Raw genomic sequence first — 12803 nt, 5'->3', positions numbered from 1 at the left:
ATATATCGGGCGATCGTCCCGTGCCTACAAAGACTCGCACCAAGCACGCTCCGCCGTCCAGTGTCTGTCGGAAGATTCATAAATCCTCAACCCATCCAACCCGGCATTTTGGAGCATCTCCTCAACTTCATCCAGCGTAAATGCTGCTTGCAACGAATCGCTGAATAACTGTTTCTGATGCGCGTTGCAATCTCCCGCATACAGATTGACTAAATTATCCCTGATTTCCGCTTTTTCCGGCCGCAGCAAATCCCGCAAAAAAATTGCTCCCTGCGGCTTCAACACCCGCTTGACTTCCTGCAAAAACGGCAGTGGATCGGGCAAATGGTGGATAATGCTGTTGGAAATCACCATGTCAAAATAACTGTCTGGATACGGCATGGCTTTAGCATCGATTAATTCGAGACTAATTTGCGATCGCACGCCTGCCTTTTCCACATTTTCGGCCCCGACTTTCAGCATATTTGCCGACAAATCAATGCAAGTCAATTTCCATGCTGGCCGGAGTTGAGAAATTGCGATCGGAATCCTAGCAGTACCCGTCCCCGCATCCAAAACGTTTCCAAAAACCGGCCCCAACACCGCAGCACTCTGAGCAAAAGCAGCATTAACCTCAGTAAAGTCCATCGAATCGTATTCGATCGCCTCTTCCAAGGAATCCATCACTTCCGGTTCCAAAACTCGCTGCATAAAATTTATCTCGCGATCGGGCATTTCCATATAGGAACCCAGTTTTGCCTGCAAAAGCTCCACTAACTCCGGTTCCATGTATTTGTAATTATCTGGGATTTGCAGGCAAATAAGCTGTTTACCTTCGAGACTTTCGGGAAATTTGCTGCGAAGTCGATCGCCATGCTTCTTCTCCATCACAAATATCAAATCTGCCCACCCCAGCAAACCCTCAGTTACTCTAATTCTTGCACCTTTTTCCGTTCCCGCTGATCGCACACTGTAGCCGCTAACATTCTCGCATATCTTCTCGGCAGTCAAACTTCTCCACTTATTCTGACTGCACACAAACAATATCTTGGTTTTATCCATCTAGACACAATTACAAAATTCTATGTTTATCGTGGCACGGGCGTCCCGCCTGTGCTTCCAAAGCGGTTAAAAATTTCCTTCTAATTTTCCCCCGATCGCACCTTGCCTACCACAAATACTGTATTTTGTCAAAACTGGCAAAATCTCCGTTACAATTCTTAAACCATTAAATGCGGATTTTGCATAAAAAATTGTACTTATTACATTTGCGAGTTCGTTAATTTTACGATTTTAAAAGCTTTCAGCGTCAAAAACGTAAATTAGTCATAATGCCCCTGGATTGTGAAAATCGTACCACAAGCCTCAAAGCAAGTAAATAGGTAAAATAATTGAGAATGAAGTCAATAATTTCGGTCGTCTTTAGATTTTCTTAAGAATTGAGGGGTCAAAATAGATCGAACATTTAAAACTAAATCGACTTTTAGATTGTTTTTGCTTATTAAAGTAGCTGGAATTGCCCCGAAGACCGATCGACCCTCAAGATATAGATACAGGTGGTCGATCGCACAATGGCATCCAACCAAACTCGATCGAACTCTGCTAGAATTAGTAAAACGAAGTCGTTATGAGTTTAAGTAAATAGCTATGACCAACGAAACCGTAGAAAACCTAGTAATTATCGGCTCAGGCCCAGCAGGCTACACAGCAGCCATCTACGCGGGGAGGGCAAACCTGAAACCCGTAGTCTTTGAAGGCTACCAAATGGGAGGCATCCCCGGCGGTCAACTGATGACCACCACAGAAGTCGAAAACTTCCCCGGCTTTCCCGAAGGCATCACCGGGCCGCAACTGATGGATCGGATGAAAGCTCAAGCAGTGCGCTGGGGTGCCGAATTATACACAGAAGATGTAATTTCGGTGGATTTGACCAAGCGTCCGTTTACAGTGCGATCGGAAGACAGAGAAATTAAAACCCACACGATAGTAATCGCTACAGGCGCGACGGCGAAAAGGCTGGGGCTGCCTAGCGAACACGTATTTTGGAGTCACGGCATTTCGGCCTGTGCGATTTGCGACGGCGCTACCCCAATTTTTAAAGGAGTAGATTTAGCTGTAATCGGCGCGGGCGACACAGCAGCGGAAGAATCTATTTATTTGACAAAATACGGCTCTCACGTACATATGCTGGTGCGGCGCGATCGGATGCGCGCCAGTAAAGCCATGCAAGACCGAGTGCTGAGCAATCCCAAAATTACCGTGCACTGGAACACCGAAGCAGTGGATATTTTGGGCGAAGCGGGCGGCAAAATGGACGGGGTGAGACTTAGAAATATCGAGACCGGCGCCGAGAGCGATTTGCTGGTGAAAGGATTGTTTTACGCGATCGGTCACACTCCCAACACTCAACTGTTCCAAGGTCAGCTAGAACTCGACGAAGTAGGCTATATCGCCACCAAACACGGTTCGGTAGAAACCAGCGTCGAGGGAGTTTACGCCGTCGGAGACGTGCAAGACCACGAGTTTCGCCAAGCAATCACTGCTGCCGGTAGCGGTTGTATGGGGGCGATGCTGGCAGAACGTTGGCTGTCAGTTAACGGTTTAACGCAGGAATTCCATCAAACCGAGGCATCCGAGCAACCCACAGCAGCGCCGGAAGCTCCAAAAGTACGCAAAACCAGCGAGAACTTTGATATCCAAGACACGCGCCACGAAGGAGGTTATGCTTTGCGGAAGTTGTTCCACGATAGCGATCGACTGATTGTGGTCAAATATGCCTCTCCGAGTTGTGGGCCTTGCCACAGCCTCAAGCCGATTTTGAGCAAAGTAGTAGATGAGTTCGAGGGCAAAATCCACTACGTGGAAATTGACATCGAAGAAGATCCAGAAATTGCTGAAAATGCTGGCGTGATTGGTACGCCGACGATTCAGTATTTCAAAGACAAAGATTTGGTAGCTGAGCTCAAAGGAGTTAAGCCGAAAAGCCAGTACCGCGACTTAATTGCCAGTAATTTGTAGGAATTCGATCGATTTTAGATTTGAGGTGCGCTCAGAGAGATTTTTCCTAAACTCAACTTGCGTCCCACCTGCCCAAAACCCGGTTTATCCCCTGCGCGCCAGTCCCGTGCAGGGGGGAAATCGGGTTTTTTTTAGCCCCATCGCGCGAAAAAACCCGGTTTGTCGCGAGTGTTTGGCGAATGAGAAAGAGGATTTTTGACCAGGAATTTCAAAGGTGGTACCCGCCACGTGATTTATCCGTGGAATCAATCCAAAATCGAAAATCGAAAATCCTCAAGCCCCCGTATTTATCTCGCGCAAGTCAATCGAAAATCGAAAATCGAAAATCGATTGACTGTTCCGGGTTTTTGCGCCTGAGTGCTACTAAAATCGAAAAGTCTTATATAGGTCGATCGTCATTATGGCTCAAAGCCGCCTCCGACTGCCGCGATTTCTCAACAGTGCCTCACCGTCAAGCCTGTCAATGAAAATGATGTGGGCAGGTTTGACAATAACTGCCGTGTTTATATTGGTAGCCACCTTGTCTCCAGCTATGCAAGCTTGGGGATGGCTGCAAAATCCTACCGAAGCTTTGAGTAACCCCATCCACGAACCTCCGTCGGCGAATTATTGGTTTGGTACTAGCCGCAGCGGCTACGATGTGTTTTCGCGCACGCTGTTTGCTTCTCGCGCGGCTTGGCAAGTAGTGATTTTAGCCACTGCTTTGAGTTTGTTTATCGGTGTGCCGCTGGGTTTGGTTAGCGGTTATTTGGGCGGTAAGCTCGATCGGGTGTTGTTATTTTTAATGGATACAATTTATACTTTGCCGGGGCTGCTACTTTCTTTGACCCTAGCGTTTGTAGTGGGGAAAGGAGTTTTGAATGCTGCGATCGCCCTGAGCATTTCCTATATCCCTCAATACTACCGCGTCGTCAGGAATCACACCGTCAGCGTCAAAACCGAATTGTTTGTCGAAGCTGCGCGAGCAATGGGTGCTGACACTTGGACAGTGCTTTCGCGCTACCTGTTTCTGAATGTGATTCAGAGCGTACCCGTGCTGTTTGCGCTCAACGCTGCCGATGCAATTTTAACATTAGGAGGTTTGGGATTTCTCGGATTAGGACTTCCTGAAGCAACTCCCGAATGGGGACACGACTTGCGTTTAGCTTTAGATGCGCTACCTACCGGCATTTGGTGGACAGCTTTGTTTCCCGGTTTGGCGATGACTTTAATGGTGGTGGGACTGTCTTTGGTGGGGGAAGGATTAAACGAGTTTGTTAACCCTCGCCTGCGGAATCAGCAGTAATCGGTCTCGCGGTTAAATTAAGTTCGCAGTCAGGACTTTAGTGCTTATTCAGCAATATAAAAAAACTGAAGCCCTGACTACAAACGCGCGCTATAAAGAGATGGTAATATTGACCCGATTAATTACTAAATCTTTCTCTCAATAAGGTGAATTATTTCTAGTAAACCTTCGTTGGGTTGTCAATATAGACCGGGAGCGGAAATTTTTCTTGATAGCTTCATCCCCTAACGGTCAAGCCACATAATTTAAACCCCAGTAGAGGATAAAGCGCGACTCTGTGCTTTCTGATGACACGCTGTAAATAATAACAAAATTTTGAGCATCGCACCAGCGTCCTACCGCTCCACATCTTTAAGCGCATCCTGCGGTTTAGGCATTCTCTCACAATAGCAAGCACATCGCTAACTGGGTAAATTTTCCTTCCCTTGCAGAGTTATCATCTGCAGGCAGTTGCATCAACGTCCGCTGGGATTTTTTTGCGTCCGCTTGAAATTATCAAGACAATTCGGGAATGCTATCTAAATTTAATTAAAGGGGTTTATGGAATCTTCACACTGTCACGATATATTTAAAGGAATCGTGAAGTTATACTTCCGGGAGATGTCGAATTGTATGGTTTGTGTGAGCGTGCGATCGCGCAAGTGCGAACCGAAAGCCAAAAAATTTAGAGAAGTCCGCAGCCGAGAGTGGCGCGGTGGCTTAACTCTCAGTAGAATTTATCCTGGTGGTTTTTGCCACTGACGCGACAAACTCGTGTCGAACTGCTTAAATAAGAATGTGACGTTAAGAACTTAATGTGATTTAACGTCAAAATTAAAGCCAATTTCTGAGATTTGAGCTAACTTAACAATGAAAGCCCCTGTTGCACTACTCAACCCGCAACGCTTCATTTGGGGTCAGAGTCGGTCTCTAATCCAGAGTTGCCGACTTAAAACTAAAGCTACGAGCTTTATTCAATCGCAGATTGCGTATGATTCAATTCAGGGAAACAGGGTAATGATGGGTGTATCTACACGGATGGTATTGGTCCCAATTTGGGCAACTCAAAAATTGTCTGCTAACTGTCTGGCCAACTACGCCGCAGCCGTTCACCCAGATATACGCAGAAAACAGCGCCGTTCGATCGTGCCAAAGTTTTTGCGGGCCGTTCTCAGGATTTAGCAGAGCCGGACATGAGTTAGTATTGTCAAGCTAAGCTGACAGAGTTTTCCTAGTTCTTGACAAACAATGGAAAACAACTTCCATTTTTTGTGAGAAAGGCTACAATCGGAAAGGTCTTGGCAAGATCCGATTCTCCCCGTTTGGTGCTTCAACCCTCTGCTGTTGCATTTGAGGCAGCAGACCGGCATCCAAGGTGGCGAAAATTTGCCGTGCAACTGTCATGTCTGACAACCAGAGTGAAAGCAAGGCATCAAAAGTTCGACACCTCGAATACAAAAGTTAGAGGGTTCCGTGCAGGAAAACTTGTACGGGTAAAAGCTCGAAGTACCGAGTAAAAAAGCCAGTATTTTTGGAAGAGCGAACGATCGCACTTCATGGTTTGCTTCTGGGGGCAAGGTATCGCAGATGATGTGGTAACTCGCTCCGAAAGAAAAAGCCTCAAGCTCACTTCAAGGTCGCGATGTTAAAATCTGCGATCAATTGAATGCGCTGGCTGCTTCAAACCAGAACTCGAACCGTGACTCATAAAACAGGTGCAGTTTCGGTAACAGATTCAGCTAGCAGACCGAAAATCCCACTATTTTTTCCTCCGGGAATGTCAATACTGGCTAACTTGTCTAAACTACAAACAGACACTATTCCACTGTTATTTATTCTTTAATTCAGGAGCATGAGGAAGACGGCATGATCCAGGCTAACACCGTACTCGAAACCACAATTACACCGGAAATGGAAACACTCGAGTTGCTTCGGGGCGCCGAAAGCGTTCTACCTGAGAGCGAGTTGGAACTCTTTATCGACGAAGAAGACGATCGAGAAGAATTCTTAGACTCTCAATCTGAGGACGACCCTAAATCTGGCAAAGGCGCCAAAGCCCGCCGTCGGGCACAGGCAAAGAAAAAGCATTATACTGAAGACTCTATTCGTCTTTACCTGCAAGAAATCGGTCGGATTCGACTGCTGCGAGCTGACGAAGAGATTGAACTAGCACGCAAGATTGCAGATTTGCTGGAATTAGAGCGAGTTCGAGAACAACTGCTCGAAGAGTATAACCGCGAACCCAAAGACAGCGAATGGGCTAATGCTGTAGATATGGCACTTCCTGCATTCCGTCACCGACTCCACGTCGGCCGTCGGGCCAAGGAGAAAATGGTGCAATCAAACCTGCGTTTGGTGGTATCGATCGCCAAAAAATACATGAATCGCGGTTTGTCTTTCCAAGATTTGATTCAGGAAGGCTCTTTGGGTCTGATCCGAGCCGCTGAAAAATTCGATCACGAAAAAGGGTACAAGTTTTCTACCTACGCAACTTGGTGGATACGTCAAGCCATCACCCGGGCAATTGCCGACCAATCCCGCACTATCCGCCTGCCTGTTCACCTTTACGAAACCATTTCGCGGATCAAGAAAACGACCAAACTCCTGTCTCAGGAAATGGGTCGCAAGCCTACGGAAGAAGAAATTGCTACCCGCATGGAGATGACGATCGAGAAGTTGCGGTTCATTGCTAAGTCCGCACAGTTGCCCATCTCTCTAGAAACTCCGATCGGCAAAGAGGAAGACTCACGTCTGGGAGACTTTATTGAATCTGACGGGGAAACGCCAGAAGATCAAGTCTCGAAAAACTTGCTCAGGGAAGACTTGGAAAGCGTTTTGGATACTCTCAGCCCCCGAGAAAGAGATGTACTGCGGCTGCGTTACGGCTTAGATGACGGACGGATGAAGACCTTGGAGGAAATTGGTCAAATCTTTAACGTCACCCGCGAGCGGATTCGCCAAATCGAGGCTAAAGCCCTGCGGAAGTTGCGCCATCCCAACCGGAACAGCATCTTGAAAGAATATATCCGCTAGAGTAATTGTTTAGCATCACCCGAAAGAGTGATTAGCACTCTTTTGGGGGGGAAACCCCCCGACCCGGTTTGAGCTATAGCTGTTAAATTTTGTGCGGCTAACTGCAGGGAGCAATTGGCTATTTGTGGCCCAAATCGCGCTGTCAAAATTTTGGGAGTCCGTTACGGAACTCCCAAGCTTTGCAGTGTCACAAAATCCTTAACTAGAAAATTACATCACGCCCCAAAAGTGAAGTAGGCCTTGACCGGAAACCAATTCGATGATGACAGCGGCAGAGAAACCAATCATCGCCAAACGACCGTTCCAATTTTCGGCTCCTTCGCTGAAGCCCCAGTTCCAAGCGTTGCGTTTTTGTTCTTGCATAGTGCGAACTCCTTTCGTTAACTTGTGTAAGGCTTATGTAAATAAATATAACATTCCTTGAAAAAAATGCAAGCTTGTGATTAGTGATATCGGTCACAACGGTCGATCGACCTTGATGATTTTACCTAACGAGGAAAAATAGCCAACTCGGTATCAGGGTCGAACAAGTGAATCTTGTCATGGGCGATGGCCAACCAAAGCTCCTCGCCAACTCGGATCGATCGCTCAGGAGGAACCCGCACTTGCATCCGCACCGCCGGAGCATCCGTCAAACAAACCCCCAAATAAGTTTCGTGTCCCAAAGCCTCTACAATTTCCACTTGTACCGAAAGATTTTTGGTAGCCGGAGGGTTAATGCTCAGATGTTCCGGCCGAATGCCCAAAATCAGCTTTCGCCCGTCATATTGTTGTAGACTTTTTGCCCAAATATCGGGTAAAGTAAAGCGAAATTGCGGGTGAGAAATCAACAGCGGAGCACTAAATTCCACCAACAAAAAATTCATCGGCGGAGAACCGATAAACTCAGCAACAAACAGATTAGCCGGCTTGTTGTAAAGCTCTAGAGGTTGAGCTACTTGCTGAATTTGGCCAACCTTCATAATAGCAATCCGATCGCCCATAGTCATCGCCTCAGTTTGGTCGTGAGTCACATAAATAGTTGTAGTTCCCAACTGTCGCTGCAACTGCACAATTTGCGATCGAGTTTCCGCCCTCAATTTCGCATCCAGATTCGATAACGGTTCGTCCATCAAAAAAACTTCAGGATTTCTAGCCATCGCCCTACCCAAAGCTACCCGCTGCTTTTGCCCTCCGGAAAGTTGTTTCGGCAAGCGATTTAAAAGAGATTCTATTTGCAATAATTCAGCTACCTCTCGCACTCGTTTTCCTACTGCCTTTTCCCGTTCCGACAAATAGCGCAAACCCGGAGGCAACTTGCGAGTAGCTCCTCCTAAAAAGTCCTCAAACAAAGGATAAATTAGATGACTTTTAAAAGAATTAGAAGCTAAATTATTAATAACTTCTTCTATCTTATTCCTAATTTTTTCTATCTTCTGGATGCTTCCTTCTTCTCCTTGTATCTTCCCCCTTATCCCTTCTTCCTTCTTCCTTCTTCCCTCTTCCTTCTTCCTTCTTCCTTCTTCCTTCTTCCTTCTCCCTTCTTCCTTCTCCCTTTCCGAGCGACGCAATCCAAAGGCGAGATTATCGTAAACTGTTAAGTGAGGATAGAGAGCATAATTTTGAAATACCATAGCAATATCTCGGTCTTTAGGAGGCAAATCGTTAACCAGCCGATCGCCAACCCAAATATTGCCAGCAGTCAAAACTTCCAAACCGGCGATCGATCGCAGCAAAGTGCTTTTTCCGCAGCCAGAAGGCCCCACCAGCACCATGAATTCCCCGTCTTCGACCGTTAGGTTAATGCGCCGCAAAACGCTGTTAGACGCAGGGCGATCGGCTATAGGCGAGACATTTTCTGCGACGGTGTTTGCTTCTTTTTCCTGTTCTCCTTGGCGGAGCGGAAAACTTTTGTAGATATTTTCTAATACAACTTGCGCCATTAAACAATTTTAGATTTTAGATTTTAGATTTTAGATTGGGGAATTGGAGGCAGAGCCTCCGGGTATGTATTCCCAGGCTCTGCCTGGGAACAAGGCTTAATGGGGAATGGAATTGGACGTATACTCTGGAAGGCAACAAAGGCAAGCTTTAATTGACTCACAGCGAATAATGACACAATGAATAACCCATGACTAATGACTATTGACTGCTGATAACTTTGATAATTTTTTCACCCGGATTGAGGTCAAAAACTCGATCGCCCGCAGCATCTTTCCCCCAAAAAGCTATAGCATCAATAGTTGATCGCAGCAGGCGGCCAGAAGTAGTAAAAAGTTTAACATCCGTACCCGGAACAGCCGACAGCAAGCCAACCAAAGCATCTTTAGGCTCTGCGAAGCGAAAAGCTTGAGTGCCAATTTCCCCCCGGTTAGTAAGTCTGACAGAACCTGCAGGCATTCGTTTTGCCCAACCCAACTCAGAAATTAGCACCAGACTGTCTTCCGGGTCGAGAGTGATACAACCCACCAACTGTTCCTGCTTCCGCAATCTGGTAACTTGAGATCCCTGGGCGCTGCGGCCCATTGGCGGCAGTTGTTCATCATCGATCTCAAACCGGAGGACTCTGCCTCCTGAAGTCGCGATCGCCACTTGCTCGCCGACTTTAGCCAGACTCGCACAGCGCAGCCGATCGTCCTCCTTGAGTTTAACAACTGTAACGCCACGATTAGTCAAATCAGCAAATTCCTGCATCGGCAAGCGCTTAATTTTCCCTTGCTGAGTCAGAGTTACTAAATCTGCTGCTTCCGAATTTTCCGGCAAAATAAAGTGTGCAACTGTGATTTCCGACAAAGCGCGACCGGCACTTTCTTTAGTAGCACTCGGCGACAACAAACTAACGATCGGCGTTCCCCTGTCTTTGGCGCTACTACTAGGAATATCAGCCACTTTCAGCGGGTAAGCTTTGCCGTTAGGAGTTAAGACAACCAAAGTGCGATCGGTTTTCGTCAGATTTGCCGTCACAATAAAATCTTCATTTTTTTCTAAAGCAGAAACCGATTTTTCGCGACTTTTCGAGCGTGGCTTTTCCCCAGTCGGCAAGCGTCGCACGTACTGCTTGTGCGAAAATTCAACAATAGTTTCCTCTGCCTCTAGAACGGGCAATAAGTTAGGCTGAATCGTTGCCGGCGACAACTGCTTCACCCCTGAATTTTTCTTACCAGCAAATTGTGATTCGGCGTTTGCTGCGCGTGCAGTTCCATTGGCGAATTTAGTGCGGCGGGGGTCAGCGTACTTGCGTTTGAGCGATCGAAATTCCTTCTTTAAAGCCTTCAAAAGTTCACGCCTGTCGCTCAACAACCGCTGCAATTCTTGAATGTTAGCCATCAACTCATCAAACTCAGACTGCAAATTTTGCCTTTCCAAACCAGTCAGTCTACGCATAGGCATCGCCAAAATCGCATCAGCTTGACTTTCGCTCAAATTGAGGCGAACTTGCAAAGTTTGCTTAGCAGTAGTACCGTCAGGAGAATTTCTGAGAATGTCGATCGCGGTATCGAGATTTGTCAAAGCCAACATTAAGCCTTGGACAATATGACAGCGACGTTCCGCAGCCTGCAACTCGTAATTGTAGCGGCGGGTAAGAGTCACTTCCCGGAAATCCAGAAATTCCTGCAACAATTGTCTGAGCGTCAATTGTCGGGGTTGACCGTTGACAATTGCCAGCAAAATCGCCCCAAAATTTGTTTGCAGGTCAGTTTGTTGATAAAGACGAGCCAGAACCGCTTCTGGGGTAAATTCCCGCTTGAGTTCAATCACCACTCGAATGCCTTCGCGATCGCTCTCGTCACGCAAATCAGAAATACCGTCGAGGCGGCCAGCATTGACCAACTCCGCCACCTTTTCAATCCAAGCCGCCTTATTTACCTGAAACGGAAACTCCGTCACCACGATCGCCGTTTTAGTACGCACCTTGCGATTACCTGGCACTTCTTCCACTCCGGCCACACCCCTGACCGCAATGCTGCCTCGACCCTTAGTGTAGGCGTCAACAATGCCCTCTGTAGCGACGATTTCCCCTCCAGTTGGAAAATCCGGGCCCGGAATCAGTTCTATCAACTTCTCGTCGGATAGTTCCGGGTTTTCAATCAAAGCAATTAAACCGTCTACCACCTCCCCCAAATTGTGCGGCGGGATATTAGTTGCCATCCCCACAGCAATGCCCGTACAGCCGTTGAGTAACAGAAACGGCAACTGAGCAGGCAGCGCCGTCGGTTCCTGCTGCGAACTGTCAAAGTTGGCAGTAAAATCAACAGTTGCATCGCCGACTTGGGTTAGCATAGCTTCGTGGGCGATCGGTGCTAGCCTCGTTTCCGTATAGCGCATAGCAGCCGCCGGATCATTGTCCACCGAACCGAAATTGCCGTGACCCGCCAGTAAAGGATAGCGGCTCGAAAACTCCTGAACCATGCGTACCAAAGCGTCATAAACCGATTGGTCGCCGTGGGGGTGATATTTTCCCAAAACATCTCCAACTACCCGGGCGCACTTACGGTAAGGTCGGTCTGGCGTCAGACCTAGTTCGTGCATCGCATATAAAATTCGACGGTGAACTGGTTTTAAACCGTCGCGGACATCAGGCAAAGCTCGCCCGACGATCACACTCATGGCATATTCGAGGTACGATTGCTGCATCTCGGCGTGCAGAGGCGTAGAAATTACTTGCCCGGAAAGTAGGTTGAGTTGTTTAGCCATGAGTCCTTGTGTCCGTTAATTCCTGAGTGAAAACAGCCTCTGTCAATAATGCCGAGGTTCCCTGTCTCGATTGAAAAGCCTTTGCCGCAGGCGAACCTAAAGTTCGACCCAACCGCCCATTTGAAGAATAAAAATAAACTTAACTTGTGAAAGCAGAATCAGAGTCCCGAAGACGGGCAACACTTGCCTCTTACTCTCCACTCTTACCCTAACCTCTATGTTGCCTTGATTTGCGCCTACCTGTCTATTTACCTTCTGCCGTGAGAAGGTTGATTCACAGGAGAACACGGAATGCCAGAAACTCAGAACGTAGTGAGGCTGTAGCTCTTCGTAGGAAAGCGTCACGAGGGACTTGAGTCCCCGTCAATCTATGATAGAATTTAATTGCAATTAGGAATAACCATCTACACGAAGAAATATTTTATTCAGGAGAAACCCCGGATTGATCTCGTCATTGATGTCGTCTCAGTACAGCCGTAGCGTGGATCAAGCAGCAATGGTAGACGATCGAGCTTACCGTATTTTGGCAAGCGTGATGGACTCCAAAAGTATTAAAAAAGAAAAGTAAGCCCAATTGTAATACCTCTGGTAGTGGTAGTGGTTCTGATCGTGTAGAGGCAACTGGACTATGAGTGAAGTCCCAGTTTTGGGCTTATTCAACAATAGAGCGTAGCCGTGACTCGCTGAGAGTGTCAAAAATGCCGATATTGATGAATTCATCAGTCAAAAGCTCTCCTGGCGATATCTCCTAGTCTGGCATCCCCTTGATGAAAGAAAGCGTCGATATTTTAAGTCCTTTGGATGGGTTAAAACTGAGAATTAGGAATCTCCAACA

At 47.2% G+C, this 12803-nt stretch carries 9 protein-coding genes; 5 read left to right on the top strand and 4 right to left on the bottom strand.

From position 1 onward, the window contains the following. Positions 1–24: 24 nt before the first annotated feature. On the bottom strand, positions 25–1041 hold the full coding sequence (locus QUB08_RS11005; RefSeq protein WP_333224763.1) for a methyltransferase domain-containing protein: 1017 nt from the start codon (positions 1039–1041) through the stop codon (positions 25–27). A 585-nt stretch (positions 1042–1626) separates the two neighbouring features. On the opposite strand from QUB08_RS11005, the gene trxB reads away from it, so the two are divergent. The 4 genes from trxB (at position 1627) to rpoD (ending at position 7294) form a co-directional block, all read left to right on the top strand. Next, positions 1627–2997, top strand: coding sequence for a thioredoxin-disulfide reductase (trxB, locus tag QUB08_RS11000; protein WP_333224762.1), 1371 nt, complete (start codon positions 1627–1629; stop codon positions 2995–2997). 400 nt (positions 2998–3397) lie between these two features. Continuing rightward, the gene (locus QUB08_RS10995) at positions 3398–4282 is read left to right on the top strand and encodes an ABC transporter permease (protein ID WP_333054802.1); all 885 of its coding nucleotides are present in this window, start codon (positions 3398–3400) and stop codon (positions 4280–4282) included. A 540-nt stretch (positions 4283–4822) separates the two neighbouring features. After that, positions 4823–5023 (top strand): hypothetical protein, encoded by a 201-nt coding sequence (locus QUB08_RS10990; RefSeq protein WP_333224761.1) that lies wholly within the window; start codon positions 4823–4825, stop codon positions 5021–5023. Between the two features lie 1104 nt (positions 5024–6127). After that, the gene (gene rpoD / locus QUB08_RS10985; RefSeq protein ID WP_333154257.1) at positions 6128–7294 is read left to right on the top strand and encodes an RNA polymerase sigma factor RpoD; all 1167 of its coding nucleotides are present in this window, start codon (positions 6128–6130) and stop codon (positions 7292–7294) included. 210 nt (positions 7295–7504) lie between these two features. Here rpoD and QUB08_RS10980 read toward each other — a convergent pair whose 3' ends face one another. The 3 genes from QUB08_RS10980 to QUB08_RS10970 all read right to left on the bottom strand — a co-directional run bounded on the left by QUB08_RS10980 (position 7505) and on the right by QUB08_RS10970 (position 11968). Next, positions 7505–7657 (bottom strand): high light inducible protein, encoded by a 153-nt coding sequence (locus tag QUB08_RS10980; RefSeq protein ID WP_015179166.1) that lies wholly within the window; start codon positions 7655–7657, stop codon positions 7505–7507. Positions 7658–7782: 125 nt separating this feature from the next. Continuing rightward, a complete protein-coding gene (locus QUB08_RS10975; protein WP_333224760.1) occupies positions 7783–9216 on the bottom strand; it encodes an ATP-binding cassette domain-containing protein in 1434 nt (477 codons plus the stop codon). A gap of 199 nt (positions 9217–9415) precedes the next feature. Beyond that, positions 9416–11968 (bottom strand): DNA topoisomerase (ATP-hydrolyzing), encoded by a 2553-nt coding sequence (locus tag QUB08_RS10970; protein ID WP_333224759.1) that lies wholly within the window; start codon positions 11966–11968, stop codon positions 9416–9418. Positions 11969–12410: 442 nt separating this feature from the next. Here QUB08_RS10970 and QUB08_RS10965 point away from each other — a divergent pair, with 442 nt between their 5' ends. Further along, positions 12411–12536, top strand: coding sequence for a hypothetical protein (locus tag QUB08_RS10965; protein ID WP_333224758.1), 126 nt, complete (start codon positions 12411–12413; stop codon positions 12534–12536). Positions 12537–12803 lie beyond the last annotated feature (267 nt).

The sequence above is a fragment of the Microcoleus sp. BR0-C5 genome (assembly GCF_036705045.1).
In the GTDB taxonomy this organism is placed as follows: Bacteria; Cyanobacteriota; Cyanobacteriia; order Cyanobacteriales; family Microcoleaceae; genus Microcoleus.
The sequence above is the reverse complement of the archived record's forward strand: the minus strand, read 5'-3'. Positions and strand labels throughout refer to the sequence as shown.